Source organism: Pseudobythopirellula maris (assembly GCF_007859945.1).
GTDB lineage: Bacteria > Planctomycetota > Planctomycetia > Pirellulales > Lacipirellulaceae > Pseudobythopirellula > Pseudobythopirellula maris.
On the sequence record NZ_SJPQ01000002.1, the window covers coordinates 163,141 to 182,223 of the forward strand.

General features: G+C 67.7%; 15 protein-coding genes. 3 read left to right on the plus strand and 12 right to left on the minus strand.

The window, feature by feature from the left end:
* Positions 1–78 precede the first annotated feature (78 nt).
* The 12 genes from Mal64_RS08400 to Mal64_RS08455 all read right to left on the minus strand — a co-directional run bounded on the left by Mal64_RS08400 (position 79) and on the right by Mal64_RS08455 (position 15,215).
* The gene (locus tag Mal64_RS08400) at positions 79–3,915 is read right to left on the minus strand and encodes a flagellin N-terminal helical domain-containing protein (protein WP_146399088.1); all 3,837 of its coding nucleotides are present in this window, start codon (positions 3,913–3,915) and stop codon (positions 79–81) included.
* 238 nt (positions 3,916–4,153) lie between these two features.
* On the minus strand, positions 4,154–5,878 hold the full coding sequence (gene flgK / locus Mal64_RS08405) for a flagellar hook-associated protein FlgK (RefSeq protein WP_146399090.1): 1,725 nt from the start codon (positions 5,876–5,878) through the stop codon (positions 4,154–4,156).
* A gap of 99 nt (positions 5,879–5,977) precedes the next feature.
* Positions 5,978–6,544, minus strand: a complete 567-nt coding sequence (flgN, locus tag Mal64_RS08410; RefSeq protein WP_197525581.1) for a flagellar export chaperone FlgN — start codon at positions 6,542–6,544, stop codon at positions 5,978–5,980.
* Positions 6,545–6,593: 49 nt separating this feature from the next.
* A complete protein-coding gene (locus Mal64_RS08415) occupies positions 6,594–7,025 on the minus strand; it encodes a rod-binding protein (RefSeq protein WP_146399094.1) in 432 nt (143 codons plus the stop codon).
* A 66-nt stretch (positions 7,026–7,091) separates the two neighbouring features.
* On the minus strand, positions 7,092–8,207 hold the full coding sequence (locus Mal64_RS08420) for a flagellar basal body P-ring protein FlgI (RefSeq protein ID WP_146399095.1): 1,116 nt from the start codon (positions 8,205–8,207) through the stop codon (positions 7,092–7,094).
* 57 nt (positions 8,208–8,264) lie between these two features.
* The gene (locus Mal64_RS08425; RefSeq protein WP_146399097.1) at positions 8,265–8,987 is read right to left on the minus strand and encodes a flagellar basal body L-ring protein FlgH; all 723 of its coding nucleotides are present in this window, start codon (positions 8,985–8,987) and stop codon (positions 8,265–8,267) included.
* Positions 8,984–10,168 (minus strand): flagellar basal body P-ring formation chaperone FlgA, encoded by a 1,185-nt coding sequence (gene flgA, locus Mal64_RS08430; protein ID WP_146399099.1) that lies wholly within the window; start codon positions 10,166–10,168, stop codon positions 8,984–8,986. Before flgA ends, Mal64_RS08425 begins: the two co-directional genes overlap by 4 nt.
* Before the next feature lie 66 nt (positions 10,169–10,234).
* Positions 10,235–11,035, minus strand: coding sequence for a flagellar basal-body rod protein FlgG (gene flgG, locus Mal64_RS08435; RefSeq protein WP_146399101.1), 801 nt, complete (start codon positions 11,033–11,035; stop codon positions 10,235–10,237).
* 115 nt (positions 11,036–11,150) lie between these two features.
* Positions 11,151–11,906: a flagellar hook-basal body protein gene (locus Mal64_RS08440; protein ID WP_146399103.1), complete on the minus strand. Its 756-nt coding sequence runs from the start codon at positions 11,904–11,906 to the stop codon at positions 11,151–11,153.
* A 266-nt stretch (positions 11,907–12,172) separates the two neighbouring features.
* A complete protein-coding gene (gene hemC / locus Mal64_RS08445; RefSeq protein WP_146399105.1) occupies positions 12,173–13,108 on the minus strand; it encodes a hydroxymethylbilane synthase in 936 nt (311 codons plus the stop codon).
* Between the two features lie 22 nt (positions 13,109–13,130).
* Complete coding sequence (locus tag Mal64_RS08450; protein WP_146399107.1) at positions 13,131–14,219, minus strand: DUF502 domain-containing protein; 1,089 nt, start codon at positions 14,217–14,219, stop codon at positions 13,131–13,133.
* A 192-nt stretch (positions 14,220–14,411) separates the two neighbouring features.
* Positions 14,412–15,215: a phosphoribosyltransferase family protein gene (locus Mal64_RS08455; RefSeq protein WP_146399109.1), complete on the minus strand. Its 804-nt coding sequence runs from the start codon at positions 15,213–15,215 to the stop codon at positions 14,412–14,414.
* 312 nt (positions 15,216–15,527) lie between these two features.
* On the opposite strand from Mal64_RS08455, the gene Mal64_RS08460 reads away from it, so the two are divergent.
* From Mal64_RS08460 to Mal64_RS08470, 3 genes are all read left to right on the plus strand, one after another.
* Positions 15,528–16,670 carry an LptF/LptG family permease gene (locus tag Mal64_RS08460; RefSeq protein WP_146399111.1) on the plus strand — a complete coding sequence of 381 codons (1,143 nt, stop codon included), beginning with the start codon at positions 15,528–15,530 and terminating at the stop codon, positions 16,668–16,670.
* Positions 16,671–16,872: 202 nt separating this feature from the next.
* Positions 16,873–17,739 carry an MqnA/MqnD/SBP family protein gene (locus tag Mal64_RS08465; protein ID WP_146399113.1) on the plus strand — a complete coding sequence of 289 codons (867 nt, stop codon included), beginning with the start codon at positions 16,873–16,875 and terminating at the stop codon, positions 17,737–17,739.
* Between the two features lie 314 nt (positions 17,740–18,053).
* Positions 18,054–19,043: a mechanosensitive ion channel family protein gene (locus Mal64_RS08470; protein ID WP_197525582.1), complete on the plus strand. Its 990-nt coding sequence runs from the start codon at positions 18,054–18,056 to the stop codon at positions 19,041–19,043.
* Positions 19,044–19,083: the final 40 nt, after the last annotated feature.

Here is a 19,083-nt window from a genome sequence, read left to right on the forward strand (position 1 = left end):
CGACGCATCGAGATCAATCATTCCAACCGCTGCAAGCGGCGCCAGCATAAATTGCCATTAGCCAACAGCCAACAAGCCTTAGATATAGTTCAGCAGCGTTTGCTGCAGGATCTGGCCGGTCATCTGCAACGACGCCTGAAGGGCGAACTGGCGCGCCGTGAAGTCGGACACCGCTTCCGTGAAGTCGACGTCGATCTCTTGCGACAACGCCGCGCGGAGCTCGACCTCCTCGTCGGCCAGTCGGTAGTCGATCGTTTCGAGCGTCCGCAGCCGCGAGCCGACCTCGGCGCGGCCGAAGTTCAGGCGGTCGGCGTCTTCGTCCAGGCGGTTGATCTCGGTCCCGATCGCCTCTTCGTCGCCCGCCAGGATCGCCTCACGCAACCGGATCAGCGTGGTGAACACGCTATCGACCTCTTGCGGGTTGGGGTCCTCCGACGTGAGCGAGCCGGTCGAGCTGCTGGCCGTGGTCTCGCCGTCGGCGAAGAAACCGAGGTCCTCGCCGGCGAAGCTGCTGCCGACCTGGTTGATTGTCAGGTCGCCGGGGCCGCCGGTGTTGTCGACCAGCTCCACGCCGTTGCCAACGGCGGCCAGCCGGGCGGTGACCGCCCCGCCCGCCTGCGAGTTGAACGCGTCGAGCACGTCCTGCATGGTGTTCGCCCGGCTCAGGTCGACCTGGAACGTCGTGCCGTCGCCGGCCACCACCTCGAGGTCAAAGCCGTGCGACGAGGCCAAGACGCCCTGCCCCGAGATGTCGGCGACCGAAGTCTCGCCCGCGTCTAAAAAGCCGAGCGTCTCGCCGGCCAGGCTCGTGCCGACTTGGGCAACGGCCAGGGCGCCGGGGCCCGTGGTGTTGTCGACCAGTTCGATGCTGTTGGTGGTCTCCGAGACCCGGGCCGTGAAGAGCCCGCCCGCTTGGTCGTTGAACGCCGCGACGATGTCGTCGACCGTCTCTGCGCCGGCAAGGTTGACCTGGGTCACCGTGCCGTCGGCGGTGGTGATCGCCAGGTCGGGCGAGTCGCTCAGCGTGACGAGCTCCGTGGTCTCCAAGTCGGTCGACGAGACCAAAGACCCCGACCCGGCGTCGTCGACGCTGGTGTCGCCCTCGGCGATAAAGCCGAAGGCCTCGGCGGCGCGGCTGTTGTCGAGGCTGGTGAGCGTCAGGTTGCCCACGCCGGCGGTGTTGTCGAACACCGCCAGGCTCTGCCCCGTGGGGTCGAGCTGCGCCGTGACGTACAAGGCCCCGGCGCCGGCGTCGTTGCCCGGGGCGTTGTTGACCGCGTCGAGGAACTCTTGGGCGGTGGTCACCCCGGTCAGATCGACCTGGAAGGTCGTGCCGTCGGCGGTAGTGACTTCGATGTCGGGGCTGCTGGTGAGCACCGCGCTGCCGGCGGCGACCAGGTCGACCGACGTGCCGAGCGAGCCGCTGGCCGCGGCGCTGGTGTCCGGCGTCTCGTAGAAGCCGAGCTCCTCGCCCACGGCGCTGGCGTTGAGCTGCGTGACCGTCAGGTCGTTCAGACCGCCCGAGTTGTCGATCAGCTCGATCCGGCGACCGGTCGAATCGATCCGCGCCGTGACGGCCGGGTCGCCGGCCCCCAGGTCGTTGCCCGCGTGGTTGTTGATCGCGTCGAGCGCCCCCTGGAGCGTCGTGACGCCGGTAAAGTCGACGTCGAACGTCGTGACGCCGTCGCCCGCGAGGATCTGCAGGTCGTCGCCCACCTCGGGCGTGAGCGTCAGGGCGACGTCGGCCGCCGCGGTGAGCGTGAGCAACGGGTCGCCTTCGAAGATAAGGCCCCCCTCCTCCACCAGGTCGAAGGACGTGCCGAGCGCGCCGCTGGCCGAGGCCGAGTCGTCGCCGGCGGCGTAGAACCCGAGCTGCTGGCCCACGAGGCTCGTGTTGAGCCGCTCGACCGAAAGGTCGTCCGCGCCGCCGGAGTTGTCGACCAGCTCGAGCCGCAGTCCGGTCGAGTCGACCCGAGCGGTGATGGCCGGGGCGCCGCCTCCCAGGTCGTTGTCCGCATGGTTGTTGACCGCGTCGAGCGCCTCTTGGAGATTCGCAACGCCGGTAAAATCGACGTCGAACGTCGTGCCGTCGCCCGCTGTGAGGCGTAGGTCGTCGCCCGCCGTAGGCGTGATCGGAAGCGACACGTCGGCGGCCGTCGTCCAGCCGGCGGGGACGGCGTTCAGGTCGCTCGCGGTGAGCGACGGGAAGTCCTCGCCGGTCGCGGGGAACACCTCGCTGCCCGACGCGTTCGCCTCGTACTGCGAAAGCCAATGCCGCAGGCCGACGCCACGATTCAGGCTGTCGAGTTCGGTGTCGGCGTTCAGCGAGCGGATGCCGAGGTCGGCGGCCGTGGTGCCGCCGTTCTCGCCGACCGAGAAGTTGGCGCCGCTGCGCCTGGAGCGGACATCGATTCCCGTGCCCGCCTCGTTGATCTCCGCCAGGAAGCCGTACTCCGGCCGGTTGAGCAGGTTGAGCACGTCCTCGACCGTCTCGGCGCCGCTGGTGTTGATGACGTATTCTTCTTCGCCGTTGGTGAGCAGCAGCCCCGAGTCGAGGTCGGGGGTCACGCCGGCGCCGCTCGCGTCGGTCACATTGGTGTAGGGGCCCCCGCCAACCGAGACGAATCCGAGCCCCAGCGGCGAGCCCTCGCTCAGGTCACGCGGGTCGGGCGAGGCCTCGAACACGCCGTGGTTGTTGATCGCCTCGGCGATCTGAGCGGAGGTGGTCTCGCCGTCTTCGATGGTGAGCGTCAACTCGTTGGCGACGTCGTCGTACGCCACGGTCTCGCTGCCCGCCGTGCCGCCCCCTTGGATGACGATGGTGAGATTATTGAAGGCGGCGCCGTTCTCCGTGGCCCGCACGATCAGGTCGTTGTCCGAGCCGATCAGCTCGAGCCGCCCCTGGGCCTTTGTGCCCACCAGGTTGCTGAGTTCGTCTGTCTTCAGCAAGCTGGGGTCGAGGTCTTCGCCGTCGATCGACGCGACCGACGCCCCGTCCGTAGCGATGCCGAGCTCCTCGGCCGTGCTGCCGCCGGCCACCTCTTTCACGAGAACCGTGCCGTTGGAAACGGTGATGCCCAGGCCGTCGCCGGCCGCCTGCACGACGATCTCGGCCCCGGCCGGGGCGTCGCGTTCGATGATCGTCGCGATGTCGCCGATCGATCGGGCGGCGCTCAGGTCAATGACCGCGGAGGTCGTCGGCTCGGTGATGTCGGCGGGGCTGAACGTGATCTCGATCGCCCCGTTGGGGCTGATCCCTTGGCCGCCGTTGAGCTGGCTGAGCTTCGTGCCGGTTGTGACCTGGGGGTTGAGGTCGGCGCGGCCCCGGACCGCGTCGCTGAGCCCGCCGAACAGCTCGTCACCGGGGATGCTGGTCTCGAACAGGAAGCCGATGTCGGCGTAAGTCTGAACCCGCTCCTCGTTGCCGTTGTACTGGATCGTGTCGCCCACCCGCTCGTAGGGGGTCACGGTCGTCTTGCCGCCGGCGAACAAGTACGAGCCGTTGAACGTGGTGTTGCCCACCCGCAGCAGGGCGGAGATCGACTCGTCGATCGCGTTGAGCGTCTCTTCGCGGTTCGCTTCGGTGAACACCGTGCCGACGGCGCCGAGCGCGGCCGACTTGACGTCGGAGATCGCGTTGGCCACGGTCTGCAGCGTCCCCTCGGCCGTGGTGAGCGAGAGATTCGCCCCCGAGACGTTGGTCTGTATCTGGTCCTTGCGCTCGATCGTGCGTTGCAACGAGAGCGCGCGCAGCGCGGAATTGGTGTCTTCGCTCGGCAGGAAGATCCGGCGGCCCGTGCTGATCTGGTTCTGCACCCGGAACAGCGCAAGCTGGTCCGATTGCGACTGCTGCGTGAGTCGCGAGCGCACCATCAGGTCGCTCACACGGCTCGTCGAGATAGGGTAAATAGCCATGGCGGGCGTGTTGAAAAACCGCTACGACGCGAGGGGCGCCAGGACGGAAGGTGATTCGGGGTGTGAGAGCTTGCGGGTAACCGGGCGCCGTTGGCTGTGGCTGTGGCTGTGGCTGTTAGCTATTGGCTGTTGGCTGTTGGCTGTTGGCTGTGAGAGGCGTCTCAGCCGCATCCCAGCTTCAGGTTTCTCGGCGCTCTTGGCGTTTTGGCGGTTCTCCCTTTCGCCGAGCGCTTGAGCGTCACAGGTTCACGAGCGTGTCGAGCATCTCGGCGATCGTTTGGATGTAGCGGGCGGAAGCCTGGTAAATGCGTTGCAGGGTGATCATGGTGATCGCCTCTTCGTCGATGCTCACGCCGCTCTTCGACTGGAACTCCGAGGCGAGCGTCGCCTCGAACACGCCGAGGCCCTCGGCCACGCTGCCCGCAACGCTCGAGCCTTGGGCCAGCTCGTTGATCATTTGGTCGTAGCCCTCGGCCAGCGTGGCGCCGTCGAGCGAGTCGAGTTCCTCGTCGAGGAATCCGGCCAGTCGCAGCGCGTTCTCGACGTTGGCCCCCACGCCGCCGTTGCTGGCGGCGAACTTGCCGGCGTTCTCGATCCCCACCAAGCCCTGGTTCACGCCCATGTCGAGCGCCGAATCGCCGGTGAAGAACGTGTTGATCCCCAGCGCGGCCAGCGTGCTGTTGTCTTCCTCGTTGCTCGGGTCCTTGGCGAAGTGGAACTCCACGGACTGATCGCCCGTGATCCGCAGGCGGTTGTCGACCACCGTGGCCGAGACCCCCTCGAACGCGTCGATCTGGGCCGCGAGCGAATTGAGCGTTGTCTTCGGCGAGGGCCCGTCGAGCAGGTTGATCGAGACCGTGTTGATGTTCTCGTCGCCCGTGTTGGTGTTGCGCACCACCAAGTTGAACGAGCCGTGCTCGGGGTCGAAGCCGAGGCCGGCCTCGTCGAGGGCGGCGTCGGCGTCGGTCACCCGGTACGAGCCGGTGAGGTCCTCAAACCCGTCGAGGCCCTGACCCAGCGAGTGGATCTTGTTGAACTCGAAGATCAACGCGCGCGAGATCTGGTCGAGGTCTTCGCGGAAGCCGCCGACGATCTCGTCGCGCGCCACGGTGAGGCCGAGCACCTCGCCGCCGTTCAGTTCGAGCACCTTGCCGGTGTCTTCGAACGCGATCGTGGCGGCCTGGAGGCCGTTGATCTCGACCCCCTCCTTGAGGGTCACGTCACGGCGTTGCCCTTCGAAAACCAAGAACTCGCCGCCCACCGAGATGCTCAGGCCGCCCGAGGGCTGCTCGACCACCTCGGCGTCGATGAGCGAAGTCAGGCGATCGAGGGCGTTGCTGCGCTGGGTGCGGAGCGCGCCGGCTTGGCTCCCTTTGGCGCCGCCCCCCTCGGTCTGCACGATCTTGACGTTGAGGTCGCGGATCTCCTCGGCCAGCGAGTTGATCTCGCTCGCCGCGTTCTGGATCTTCTTGTCGTACTCGGTGCGCAGCGACTGGAGTTGCTCGTCGAGCCGGCGGAACTCGTAGGCCAGCGTCTCGCCCTCGAGCACCGTGAGGTTGCGGGTGGAGAGCGCCTCGCCGTTGACCGGGTTGGTCGTGTTGATCACGCTGCCAAAGAAGTCGGTCAGCGCGGTCGACAGGTCGCTGTCTGTCAGCTCTCCGACGAGCGACTCGACCGCCTTGTAAGCCTCGTTCTGCAGGTCGGCGTTCACCCGGTCGCTGGTGGCGCCGCGCAGCCTCTCGGTCAGGAACTCGTCAACCTTCTGGACGATCCCCTCGACCTGCACGCCCAGGCCGAGCACGAGCCGGCCCTTCTCCTGCACCGGCGCGGGGGCGTAAACCACCTCCTCGCGGATGTAGCCGGGCGTGTTCGCGTTGGCGATGTTGTTGCCAACAACGTGCAGGCCGATCTGCATCGCCTGCAGTGTGTTGTTGGCGAGTTGGATCGAACTGAAGAGGCTCATTGCCCTTGCCCGTTAAACGAAAAATCTCGACCGCTTGGCTTCTCGGCCACCCGCATCCCAACGCACCCGACGCCGCGTGCTAGCGGCGCCTCCATGCGGCTACACCGCGCGGTCGACGAGCGCGCCGCTCGTCTCGGGCAGCCCGCTCTTTAGATAAGTCGGCGATTTTTTTCCGCCGGTGGCGACAATCTCGATCATTTGTGACACGTGTAACAGCTGGCGCTGCACCAGCACCCAGCTCGCCAGGCTGTGGTGGTGAAGCAGCCGCGACGTGCCACGGGCCTCGCGGATCCGCGGACGCAGCCGACGCCGCTCGGCGGCCGGCAGCGTGGCCGACAGCGCTTGCAGGTCACGCGCCGGCTTGCCCCGCTTCTCGGCCTCGACGAGCAGCCGTTCACGCTCGGCGTGCAGCGTGGCGAGCCGCTCGGAGAGACGGGTCTCGCGTGACTGCAACGCTTTCAGCCCGTCGGTGTCGCGGTTGGCGAGCAGCTTGCCCTTCTCAGCCAGCAGCGACAGCAGGTCCTTCTGGACCGTCGAGAGCCGTTCGAGCAAGTCGCCGATGCGGCGTTCCCACTCGGCGGGCGAAGGCAGTTCGTCGGCGGCGACGGGCACAGCGGTGTCGTTCAGTTTCATCTCGTGCTCACAGAGCAGGGCGTCGGGCAACAAAGAGGGGGGAGGTCGTGTCTCGATCGAGAATGGCCGCGGGCTTAGCGCCTCAGCGACGACGCAGTTGGCTGAGCCCCTCGAGAGGGTCGTCGCTTGGGGCGGTGTTGGCTTGGGCGGCGTCGACTTGCTTGAGCAGCTCGGCGTGCTCCGGGAACTGCTGCTCGAACATCTGCTGGGCGAAGCCGGCGCCCTCACGGGCGGTCATCACCTGGGCCAACTGCTGGTCGAGCTGCCCCTGGAAAGCCTCCTCGGCACGGCCGCCGTGGAAGTAGGCGGGCTCGCCGACCGTTTGGCGCGAGGCCTTCAGCATGTGAGCGAAGAACGTCTCGCCGACGAACTCGCCGAAGGTCGCTTGCAGCTCGCGCGACTTGGCGACCGGATCGCTCGCGGCTCCGCCCCCGCTGCGGAGGCCGGCGAGCTGCTGGCCGGCGCCGGTCAGGCGGGCGGTGCTGGAGGTCTTCAGTGCGGAGATGGCGTCCATGCCAGCGTGCTTTCGGTTCTTGAGTTCCCCCCGAAGGGAGGGAAGGCTGAGGGGTGGAACGGCTTGCTACTTGATGATCAGCTTGGCGTGCAGCTTGCCCATGTCGTCGATCGCCTTGATGATCTGCACCACGTCCTCGGCCGGCACCTTCAGGTTCGCCAGCGCCTGCACCAGCTTGTCGAGCTTCGGCTTGTTCGACTGCGACACGTCGATCGGCAAGAACCCCGCCGCAGCGCCGGTCTCGACCATCAGGTTGCGGTGCGAGAACAAGACGTCGCCGATCTCCACGTCGCCGCTGATGACGATGCTGCCGGTGCGTGAGTTGATCACCACGCGGGCCTCGGGCTCGGCGTTGATGATGCGTGTCTCGAGCAGGTCGGAGATGAACGCCACCTCGTCGTTGTAGGAGCCCTCGGGCACCCTGACGCGGACATTGGCGGCGTCGACCGCGTGCACGTACTCCTGGCGGTTGGCTTCGAAGTCGATGCTCGCGTCGAGGTAGTTGTCGGAGTACTTGTTGCCGATCGCTTCGGCGACTTCGCTGGCCACCAGGAAGTCGGCGTGGTTGTGGTTCAGCACGAACGTGATCCAGTGGTCGTCCGTCATGTACTTCGTGTAGACGTCTTGCTCCATCCGGCATCCGTTGTGAACGACGGCCACCATCGGCTGGGACGGGTCGTCGACCTGCAGCTGGCCGTTGCAAACGGCGTAGATGCGGTTGTCGCTCTTGTTGGGGCCCACGAGGTACGTGAACTCGAGCCGGCCCCCTTCGAGGCTCTTGCCGTTGATGGCCGACACGTAGCAGTCGAGCTGGTCGCCCGTGCGGGCGCCGGTCGAGGGGACCGTGGCGGTGACGCGGACCAGGGCGACGTTCTTGACGTTCTTGAGCGCTTCCTCGGCCCGCTCGTCGAAGCGGCCCGTGTCGGAGACGGGTATGCCCATCTCGATCATCAGCTTGCTGAGCGCTTGCATCGTGGCCAGGTCCTTCGTGGCGCCCGTGCCGTTGAGCCCCACGACCAAGCCGAAGCCGTGCAGCAGGTTCTCTTCCTGCCCCTTGATGCGACAGATGTTCCGCAGCTTGGTGTAGCTCTGGGCCATGGCGGCCGGGGCGTGGGCCCAGGCGATCAGCCCCGCCAAGGCGAGCAGAGCGAAACGCAGCGGATTAAGAGAACTCTGTTTCATAGCGATGCTCGAACGAATCGTTCTGTCTCTCCCTCACCCGGTGGGGGACGAAGACAATCAGTAAGCCTTGTAAGTCCCGTACCAACGCGACAGCCAGCCGCGGGCGTAGCCGTCGCGAACGGCGCCCATCTCTTGCTTGTCGACCGCCATGTGCAGCAGCGAATCGCTGCGGACCACGCGGTCGGGGCCGATCGCCGTGCGGCTCACCTCGCCCGTGACCGAGGTCTTCCAAACCTCCTCGTTCACCCGCACCGTGCGGTGCCCCTCGATCACGAGGTTGCCGTTCGGGCGGATGTCGACCACCTCGGCGGCGATGGGAAACGTGAGCGACTCGCGTTGCTCGATCTCCGACTCGGCGGTGAGCTGGCTGTTCACGCTGCCCGAGATGCTCGGGTCGCCGCGCAGCTGCGGGGCCGCGAAGATGCTCTTGCCGTCGAAGCCGATCCAGTCGGACAGCACCGAGCTGAAGTTGCCCGTCTTGCGCGTCTCGGACTCCCCTTCGCTCTGCATGGTCGCCCGGTAGTCGACCAGCACCGTGATGATGTCGTGCTTTTGCAGCGAGCGGTTGGTCTGCTCGGGCGGCAGCGTCGAGTACAAGTACGAGCAGTTCTCCAGCGCGAGCGGGTCGGCCGAACGGTCGAGCGGCCGGCCGGTCATCGGGTCGCGGTAGCCGCTGTTGGGCGGCGGCGCGAGCAACAGGCTGGAGTCTTGGGCGCTCGTGTCGGCGGCCGTCATCAGCAGCGGGGCGAGCAAGGCGCCAATCAGTAAGTTACGGATCATCGTGCGATACCCCCGATGGCGGCCCCGCTGCCGAGCACGGCCAAACGCCGTTGGCCGACAACGCGGGCCTCGATCTGGTCCTTCGAATCGAGCGTCTCCACCGCGATCACGTCGCCGTGGCGGCCGTCTTGTTTCGCCTTGGCGAGCCGCTGCACGCGGATCCCGCCGCCGGTCGTCAGCACCGTGACCACCTCGCCCCGCATCACCATCTTCACCGGCAGGCAGTTCGTCGTGGTCAGGGCCGAGCTCTCCGAGATGTTCTGCACCGCCTCGCGGCCGATCACCGTGTCGACGTCGCTGTGAGGAACGCCGCGGGTGCGGGCGCCCTCTTCGGGGCTGAGCGCCGTGAGCCGAACGTGCGAGGCCGTGACGAGTTCGCCGCGGGCGATCGGCCGCACGGCCACCACGGCCGGCGTGTGACGGACCAGCCGGGCGGTGAACACGAACTCGATCGGCCCCGCCGCCGAGGGCGCCGACAGGCCGAAACGCTTGGGGCCTTGCTCGCCAGGCTCGATCGGCTCGACGAGCGAAACGCTCGCCAGGCCGGTCGCCTCGGCGAGTCGCATCGCCTCGCTGTCGGTCAGCTCGACCGCGTCGACGCCGTACAACTCGTCGCCGGTGGCGCCGCGGAGGCTCTCTTCGGTCGCCCGCACCAGGTCGGCCTCCACGCGGCGGCGTTCCGAGTAAGTGAGCGTCGCCGGGCGGCGGCGGGGCGTTGCGGCCGGCGCCGCGGCGCGAAACGAAGTGATCGATGGCGGGGCGGTCCGAGGCGCGGCGGCGGCTGCGGTGGGCAGTGCGGCCGGCTGCGGCGTGGTTGACCGAGGCGCCGACTCGTGAGCGACGGCGTCGCGTGTGATCGGGGCGGCGCCGGGGCCCGCGACCTCGACACGAATCGCGCCGCCGAACCGCAGCTCGGCCAGGTCGAACCCTTGCGCCCGCAGCAGCTCGCGGACCGCTTGGGCCCGCACGTGCTGCACGACGCCCGGCGCCGGCGTGGGCATCAGCGGCAAGGCCTCGAGCGCGGCCCGCTCGGCGTCGTTGGCGGCGTTCGTCACCTGGGCGACATCGCTCAACCGAACGATCGTGCCTCCCGGCGCGGCCGATTCTCGCAGCAGCACGTCGGCCGCCGAAGCGAACCCGCTGGCGAAGGCGATCAGGGCGAGGAAGACGAACCGGAGCATGATCTGGGAACCAAGTAGAAGTCTGTCGAGCCGGCGGCCACGGCCGCCGGCGTGAGTTAGCCGGGTTTAACGCCGCAGGTTCGCCACGAGCGACAGCACCTCGTCGCCCGCCTGCACGACTTGCGAGTTGAGCTCGAAGCCGCGTTGCGTGGTGATCAGGTCGATCAGCTCGTTGACCGGCTCGACGTTCGACGCCTCGAGGAAGCCCTGGCGGATGACGCCCACGCCCGGTTCGCCCGGGTTGGCCGCAACTGCGGCGCCGCTGGCCGTGGTCTCTTGGAAGAGGTTGTCGCCCAGCTTCAGCAAGCCGTCGGGATTGATGAACGTGGAGAGCTGGAAGTTGCCGGCGGTCTGGTTCGTGACCGAGTCGCTCGTGCTGTACTCCACGGTGCCGTCGGCCGTGACAACCACGTTGGTCGCCTCGGCGGGGATATTGATCGCCGGGTCGATCAGGTAGCCGGTGTTGGCCGATCCGAGCACCAGCTGGTTGTTGGCGTTCACGTTGAAGTTGCCCGCCCGCGTGTAGAGCGTCTGGCCGTTGAGGCCTTGCACGGCGAAGAACCCGTCGCCCTCGATGGCGAAGTCCAACTGGTTGCCGGTGTTCTGGAAGGCGCCTTGGTCGTGGTCGCTCTGCGTGCTGCCGACCCGCACACCGAGGCCGATCTCCAGGCCCGTCGGCGTGATGTTGCCGTCGGCGTCGGTCGAGCCGGGCAGGCGGATCTGGCGGTAGAACAGGTCCTCGAAGTTGGCCCGGTCCTTCTTGAAGCCCGTCGTGTTGATATTCGCCATATTATTGGCGATCACGTCGAGCTTGGTTTCCATCGCCTCCATGCCCGTGGCGGCGGTGTAGAGGGTTTGAACACTCATGGTTTTGACTCCATTGAGCCCCAGGTCGGCGACCGGGGACAAAATTAGCCCCCGGTCAGTGGCCGGGGGGGCAAAATTGGCCCTCGGTCACTGACCGGGGGTTAAATATTCAAGGTCAGACCGACAGCACGCGATTCACGAGGCCGCTGAGCATCTGGTCGTGGTTCTGGATCATCTTGGTGTTGGCCTCGAAGGCCCGCGAGGTCTCGATCATCGACATCATCTCGGTCGTCGGGTTGGCGCCCGACATCTCGAGGAAGTACTGCCGGACCTCGCGGTTTTGCGGCGCCACGGGGAGCGGCTCGGAGCGCGAGCGGAACAGGTTCGCCCCCGCCTTCTGCAGGTCGCCGAGCGACTCGGGCTCGACGATCGCCAGCGGGGTGAGCTCGCCCGCTTGTTCGATCGAGCCGCCGGGCGAGACGCCCCACGGCAGAGCCGGGTCGAGTTCGATGGCCGATCCACCGGCGTCGAGCACCGGCATGTTGCTGCCGGCCATCACCAGACGGTTCTGAGAATCGACCGAGAAGTTGCCGGCACGCGTGAGCAACGCCTCACCGCCGGGGGCCGCGACCTGGAAGAAGCCTTGGCCGATGATCGCCAGGTCGGCGGCGTTGCCGGTCTTCTGCAGCTTGCCGGGCGCGAAGTTCGTGACGGTCTCGATCGCCTTGACGCCGCCGCCGATGTCGTTGGGTCCGCCGATGCCTGGCACGGCTTGATTCTGTTGGATCGCTTCGGCGAATCGCGACTGGAACAACGCGACGTCCGGCTTGAAGCCGACCGTGTTCGCGTTGGCCATGTTGTTGGCGATCGCCTCGAGGCGGCGGGATTGCGCCTGGGCGCCCTCGGCCGACAAGTAGAGTCCGTATGGCATCGTTGTGCGTTTGATGGCGACAGGCCCCCCTGTCGTCGCCGACGCTTAATGCACGGCGTGTGCCAAACGCTCACAACGGCGCCACAACCAGCAAAACCCCGTAATATGCAGGGAATCCAAGAAGAGCCTCTGACCACCGCGCCCCAGCCGCCGACGGCAGTCGGCGGTCAAACCTGCCGATCGCCCAAGGCAACCGGCAAGTGCTGCCGAACGCCTAGCCCAGCAAAGCAAGTGCTAGCACGAGGCTCTCGCGCGTCCCCGGCAAGCTAAGCCTGCCGCTCGCGCAGCAACGCCGCCGCCCCCTGGGCCAGCAGCGCGTCGGCGACTCGCTCGCCCAAGGCTTGCGCTTCGGCTAGCGGGCCGACTTCGTCGACCTGCAAGCAACGATCGCCGCTCTCGCTCAGCACGAGCGCGGTGAGTGCTAGCGTTTCGTTCTCGGCGAGGGCGTGGGCGCCCAGGGCGGCGAGGCAGCCCCCCTCGAGTCGGGCGAGTGCGGCCCGCTCGGCCGTTGTCGCGGCGTGGTCTTCGTGGCGGTTGAGCCTGTTGGCGGCTTCACTAGTCGCCGTGTCGTCGGCCCGGCACTCCAAGCCCAAGGCGCCTTGGCCCGGCGCGGGAATGATCACCCCGGCGAGCCGCTGCGTGATTCTTCCCCGCAAACCTAGCCGCACGAGTCCCGCCTCGGCGAGCACGATCGCGTCGTGCTCGCCCGCTTCGAGTTTCGCGAGCCGCGTCTCCACGTTGCCGCGCAGGTCGCCGACCACCAGGTCGGGCCGGAGGTGCAGCAGCTGCGCCTTGCGTCTCACACTGCCCGTGCCGACCCGGGCGCCGCGGGGCAAGGAATCGAGCGTCGCGGCGCCGCCGTCGATCCGGTCCTGGCGGACGATCAGCGCGTCGAAGGGCGACTCACGTTCGGGCACGGCCGCCAGCACGAGCCCCGGCGTGGGCGTGGTCGGCAAGTCCTTGAGGCTGTGCACAGCAAGATCGACCGACCCTGCTAGCAACGCCCGCTGGATCTCTTTCGTGAAAACGCCCTGCGTGCCGATGGCGCCGATCGGGCCCGTCTTCTGGGCGTCGCCGGCGGTGGTGATCTCGACGATCGCGACCTCGTGGCCGAGCCGCCGCAACTCGCCCGCCACCCAGTCGGCCTGCCACCGCGCGAGCCGGCTGCCGCGGGTGCCGATACGGATCGTAGAGTCGCTCACGCGCGTGTCCTTTCGCGCCGCGTTATTCGGCGTCGTCCGAGGCGTCGGAATCGGGTTGGGGCAACGGGGCGACGCCCTCCTGGGCGAGCGGACGCGTCGCGGGGGGGGGCGTGTCGGGCTGCGCGGTGGGCGTGCTCGGCGGGGCGAGCGCCGACTTGCCGTTCTTGCTCGGCTTGGCGTCGGCGGCGGGCAGCGACTCGGCCGCCTCTTCCATGCGCTCTCGGACCAGCATGGTGAACTGGTGCGGCGGCACCACCACGCCGCAGCTCACGACGAACTGGAAGGCCTGGTCCATCGTCAGGTTCAGGTCGACCGTCTCGCTCTTCTTGACGGTGATCGTGAACCCGGTGAACGGCATCGGCGAGGTCGGGATCAGCACCGTCATCACCGATTCGTTCGCCGCGCTCTCGATATCGAGCAAGCTGTCGCCCGTGACAAACGCGACGGTCCACACCCCCTTGCGCGGGTACTCGACCGCCACGACGCGGGTGAACCCGAGGTCGGGGTCGGTGAAGATGAAGTCGGTCACTTGCTTGACGGACGAATAGACGTTGCTCACGAGCGGCAACCTCGTGATGACCAACTCGAACCGGTTCCAGAAGAACCGCCCTATGCCGGCCGCCAGGAACTTGCCGAGCACGTAGAGCAGCAGCAGGAAGACCGACAGGAAGACCGGCACCACGAGCCACGGCTGCAGCCACGTCTTGTTGACGTACGCGCCGTAGAACCCTTCGGCCGTGGTCGGCAGAACGCGCGCCGAGCCCCGCCGCGCGGCGACCGATTCGTAGATCGAGTCGGGGATGAAAAGCCCGTCTGGCGTGCGGCGGAACAGCTTTCCGTCGTCGTCTCGGGCGGTTTGGTCGTTGATGTCGCCCGGCGGGAACGATCCCTCGGTGCGGATGTCGGAGCCGTACTCCACGAGCATGTAACGCGTGGCGTCTTCGAGCGGCGTGAGCAGGTACCGCGCGACCGTGTTGCCGACCCACAGGAAGATGACGATCGTCAGCAACGGCGGCAGCAGCAGCCCGAGCCCGCTCAGCACCGCACGGCGGAACGGGTCGAGGGGCGCCTTCTTGGGCGGCTCGTGGGCTGGTGGGGTCGTGGCGACCATGCGTGGCGTCCCGCCGCGTGGGAGCGGCGGGGCGGTCGGGGGGGTGCGCGTGGCGCGCGGGGCGGCGGAGTCGCTCGGGCGCAGCCGTGTCGCCACGGCCCCGACCACGAGGTCTTCCCTATTCTTCGCAATCGGCGTTTCGCAGCAAGTTGCCCAGTTCAACCCACCCGGGAAACCAAGGCCGGGGAGAGCCTAGAGCCCCCCGACGCGTCTTGCCGCCACGACCGCCACGACCCGCCCGGATCCCGCCTTGCGGAGGGCCCTAGCCGCCGCGTCGCAGGTGGCGCCGGTGGTGAGGACGTCGTCGACCAGCAAGACCGTCCGCCCCTCCAACCGCTGCGACCCACCTATGCGGTCTGCCCCAAGGCGACGCAAACGCTCACTCACACGGAACGCGCCACGGACATTTCGCCAGCGATCGCTCGGCGCGACGCTCGCCTGACGAGCGGGCGACTTGGCGGTGCGGAGCAAACCGAGCGCGAGCGGCAGCCGCGCGGCGCGAGCCAGAGAACGCGCGATCTCCTCGGCCGGCGTCACGCCACGCCGCACCCGACGACGCCACGGCGACGGGATCGGCGCCACGAGCGGCGGCGCTTCGCTGGCGTCCGCGGCGAGCAGGTCGGCCAAGCCCACGCTCATTTGCTCCCCCAGCGCCGCCGCCACGCCGCGTCCCGACCGACGCTTGGCGAGCAGCACCGCGTGGCGAAGCGCTCCTTGGTAGGGCCCCCACGCCCAGGCGCCATCGAAGGCGTAACGCTCCGCGCGGCAAGCGGGGCAACCCGGCTCGGCGGAGGGGGACGCGTCGGGCGGCCGCGGCAGCGCGCAGCGGCCGCACCTCGGCCCGTCGAACGGAGCGAGGTCCCTCAGACAAGCAAAGCAGAACCCGCGACGCCCCACGGCCTGATCAGCCGTCGACGCCGCGCAGAGCGCGCACCGCTCGGGGAACACCAAGTCGGCGACGGCGTGCGTGGCGGCGGTGATCCAGGGCTGGGGCATCGGCTTCGGCGACAGGCCTACTGGGCCAATTGGGGGAGGAATCAGTTCTTCCCAAGCCTAATTACCGTCTGAGGACGGTACTACGCTTGCTAGCAAACTGCCGGCGGGCCGGCGGGCGTGTGCCCCCGGAGGGGCCTGGGACAAAGCTTTTTCTGAGCCCCTCCGGGGGCTTACGCCCCGCGTCTCAAGGCTTTCTTACGGGTGGTGCGTTTACCTGGGCTAGTCGTGTTGACCCACCGCGCCCACAAGCCGTATCTTCCGCTGCCTATCGGTTGCCTTTCCCCGCTCAATCTCGCACCCACCCGCGCCGGCATGCCCCGACTAATCGACCGGCACCTGCTCTGGCAGTTCGCGGTGTTCTTCCTGATCTGCTACATCAGCCTCACGGGGCTGTACATCGTGATCGACGCCTTCGGCCGGCTCGACAACTTTGTCGACCACGCCAAGGGGGGGGAGGAAGGGCTCTTCGCCGTGCTGGTGCGCTACTACTCCGTGCGTGCGATCGCGTTCTTCAACCAGATGAGCGGTGTGCTCGCGTTGATCGCGGCGATGTTCACCGTCACCTGGATCCAACGCCACAACGAGCTAACAGCCTTGATGGCCGCGGGTTTGCCGGCCTCGCGCGTGATCAGGCCGGTGATCGTCGCCGCGTTGCTGATCGCCGTGGGCGCGGTGGCTGTCCGCGAAGTGGTCATCCCACGTTGGCGCAACGAGCTGGCGTTCGACTCGAAGAACCTGGCGGGCGACGGCGTCGCGCCACTCAAGCCGCGGTACGACGCGCTGAGCGACGTGCTGCTGGGAGGCGATGGCGTTTCGATCGCGCGCGGCGTGATCGTCGGCGCCAACTTCGTGTTCCCGCCCGACGTGGTCGGCTACGGCAAGCAGATCACCGCCGAGGAGGCCGTGAACCTGCGGGCCGACGGCGCCCGGCCGGCCGGCTACTTGATGCGCGGCGTGTCGTCGCCCGCCGAGATCGGCACGCGGCCGTCGCTGCGTACGCGCGAGGGCGAGCTGCTGGTCGTCACCCACCAAGACGCGCCTTGGCTGGCCGAAGACGAGGCATATTTCGTCAGCGACGTGCCGGTGCGGCTGCTCGCCGCCGACGGCCAGTGGCGCGACAACGCGACGACGCGCGAGCTGATCGACGAGCTGGCCCGCCCCAGCACCGAGCTGGGCCAAGACATCCGCGTGGCGGTCCACAGCCGCCTGCTCTCGCCGCTGCTCGACGCCACACTGCTGATGCTCGGCTTGCCGCTGATCGTCTCGCGTGGGGCCAACAACCCGTTCCTGGCGATCGGCCTAGCGGTTGCCGTGATCACGGCGTTTTTCGCGGTCTCGCTCGGCAGCCAGGCCCTCGGCGCCGCCGGCTGGCTCAAGCCGACGCTGGCGGCGTGGCTTCCGCTGATCGTCTTCGCCCCGCCGGCGGCGGCGCTCACGCAGACGATCGACCGCTGAGCCGAATGAGGAAGTCGGATTGCGGATTGCGGAATGACGCGCGGCAGAGCTTCTGCCTAGGGTCAAGCAGCGCAGTCGCGACAGCGCGTCATTCCGCAATCCGAATTCCGCATTCCGCATTCCCATTGCCCCTTTGACGCCGGCGGCCCGCAAGGCCTACCATGGCCGTTTTGCCCCAGCACCTCCGCCTCAAGCTCTCGCCGTGCCCACGACCAAGCAGCTGATCCGCGTCGGCCACAGCCCCGACCCCGACGACGCCTTCATGTTCTACGCCCTCGCCAAGGGGACGATCGACACGGGCGACTACGAGTTCACCCACGAGCTGGTGGACATCGAGACGCTCAACCAGCGCGCCTTCTCGGCCGAGCTGGAGCTCACAGCGATCAGCATCCACGCGTACCCGCACCTGCGCGACAACTACATGATCTGCAACTGTGGCGCGAGCATGGGGGACAACTACGGCCCGATGGTCGTCGCCCGCGAGTCGTTCCCCGTGGCCGACCTGAAGAAGAAGACGATCGCCGTGCCGGGCGAGCTGACCAGCGCGTTCTTGGGGCTGCGGCTCTGCCTCGATTCGGAGTTCGATTACGTCGTCGTGCCGTTCGACCAGATCATCCCGGCCGTGGCGGCCGGTGTGTTCGACGACAAGCCGATCGACGCCGGGCTCATCATCCACGAGGGCCAGCTCACCTACGGCGACCAAGACCTCAAGCTGATCGTCGACTTGGGCGTGTGGTGGCACGACGAGACCGATGACCTGCCGCTGCCGCTGGGCGCGAACGCCATCCGCAAGAACTTGGGCACGGAGTCGATCCTCGAGGTCGAGCGGTTGCTCAAGGAGAGCATCGAGTTCGGCCTCGACAACCGCCAGCCGGCGCTCGACTACGCCCTGCAATACGGCCGCGACCTCGACAACGCCAAGGCGGACAAGTTTGTCGGCATGTACGTGAACGACTGGACCCGCGACTTCGGCGAGAAGGGCCGCGAGGCGGTGCGGCTGTTCCTGAAGCGGGGCTTCGAGGCGGGCGTGCTGCCCGAACTCGTCGAGCCGGAGTTCGTGGGACGCTGACCCTCGGCTAAGCATCAAGCAATGCTTCGGGAGGCGCCTCCGACGCCGATAACGCGCTGCCGTTGTCTATTCGGCTGGCGCGCCGCAATCGGCGTCGGAAAAGCCTCCCACAGCTTGCCCGCTCGCGCGACCGGCCCGGCCCCACACTGGTTGCCCGCCTGCCGCAACGGGGAGATGGGGCCCAGCTTGCTGCGCCGCGGAAGCCCCCTACGGGCATTTATTGACCGAAACAGGCGGTAGCAAGGCGTTTTGGGCGCGATGATTGCTCGTGTGTGGTTGGACTCCCCACCACCACTTAGCAAGACACACTGCCCATGGCCGAAGCCAACCCCGCCGCTGCCGCCGAGAACCTTCCCACCGACGCGGCTGTCGACGCAGCCGCCGAGGATGCCGCCAACGCCGCCGCTGTGGCGAGCGGCGACCCGGACCAGATGCTCGGCGTGGTGCAGTCGAGCCTCGTGGACCTGTGGACCGACTTCCTCGCGCGGCTGCCCTTCCTAGCGGCGGGCGTCGTGGTGCTCTTTGCCGCCTGGGGGGCGTCGTCATTGGCCAAGTCGGCCGTTCGCCGGCTGCTCGCCCGCAGTCGCTTCAAACGTGGCGTGCGCGACCTCGCCCAACAGTTCGCCTCGGTGACGGTGTGGGTGCTCGCCATCATCGTCGCGGCGGTGATCGTCTTCCCCGGCATGACCCCGGCCAAGGTGCTCGCCGGCCTCGGCATCGGCTCGGTCGCCTTGGGGTTCGCCTTCAAAGACATCGTCGAAAACTTCCTGGCGGGCGTGCTCATCCTGTGGCGGTTCCCGTTCGACCCCGGCGACTACATCGTTTGCGGCGACGTCGAGGGACGCGTCGAAGAGGTCACGGTCCGCATGACGCTCGTGCGGCAGACCAACGGCGAGCTGGTCGTGCTGCCCAATGCGCAGCTGTTCAAGGAGCCGGTCACGGTGCGCACCTACGAGCCGCGGCGCCGCTCGACGATCATCGTCGGCGTGTCGTACGACACCGACGTCGATGAGGCCCGCGAGGTGCTGCGCGACGCTCTATCGGGGTGCGAGTCGGTCAGCAGCGACCACCCGGTTGAGATCTTCGCCCAGGAGTACGCCAGCTCGAGCATCAATTTCGAGGTCACCTGGTGGTGCGGCACCACGCCGCTCGACGAGCGGTCGTCGCGCGACGAGGTCGTGTCGGCCACCAAGCGAGCCATGGACACGGCGGGCATCGAGATCCCGTTCCCCTACCGCACGCTCACATTCAAAGAGCCGCTGCCGCTGGAGGGGCGTGAAGATTGCGAGACCGCCGAGAGCTGAGCTAGTCTCCAAGTCGGTCTATGACGCGGTTGCCAGCCAC

Bases quoted from the DNA above. Each gene is read 5' to 3' on its own strand.
- Mal64_RS08400 (WP_146399088.1), bottom strand. From the start codon at position 3,915: ATGGCTATTTACCCTATCTCGACGAGCCGTGTGAGCGACCTGATGGTG.
- flgK (WP_146399090.1), bottom strand. From the start codon at position 5,878: ATGAGCCTCTTCAGTTCGATCCAACTCGCCAACAACACACTGCAGGCG.
- Mal64_RS08415 (WP_146399094.1), bottom strand. From the start codon at position 7,025: ATGGACGCCATCTCCGCACTGAAGACCTCCAGCACCGCCCGCCTGACC.
- Mal64_RS08420 (WP_146399095.1), bottom strand. From the start codon at position 8,207: ATGAAACAGAGTTCTCTTAATCCGCTGCGTTTCGCTCTGCTCGCCTTG.
- Mal64_RS08425 (WP_146399097.1), bottom strand. From the start codon at position 8,987: ATGATCCGTAACTTACTGATTGGCGCCTTGCTCGCCCCGCTGCTGATG.
- flgA (WP_146399099.1), bottom strand. From the start codon at position 10,168: ATGCTCCGGTTCGTCTTCCTCGCCCTGATCGCCTTCGCCAGCGGGTTC.
- flgG (WP_146399101.1), bottom strand. From the start codon at position 11,035: ATGAGTGTTCAAACCCTCTACACCGCCGCCACGGGCATGGAGGCGATG.
- Mal64_RS08440 (WP_146399103.1), bottom strand. From the start codon at position 11,906: ATGCCATACGGACTCTACTTGTCGGCCGAGGGCGCCCAGGCGCAATCC.
- Mal64_RS08450 (WP_146399107.1), bottom strand. From the start codon at position 14,219: ATGGTCGCCACGACCCCACCAGCCCACGAGCCGCCCAAGAAGGCGCCC.
- Mal64_RS08455 (WP_146399109.1), bottom strand. From the start codon at position 15,215: ATGCCCCAGCCCTGGATCACCGCCGCCACGCACGCCGTCGCCGACTTG.
- Mal64_RS08460 (WP_146399111.1), top strand. From the start codon at position 15,528: ATGCCCCGACTAATCGACCGGCACCTGCTCTGGCAGTTCGCGGTGTTC.
- Mal64_RS08470 (WP_197525582.1), top strand. From the start codon at position 18,054: ATGGCCGAAGCCAACCCCGCCGCTGCCGCCGAGAACCTTCCCACCGAC.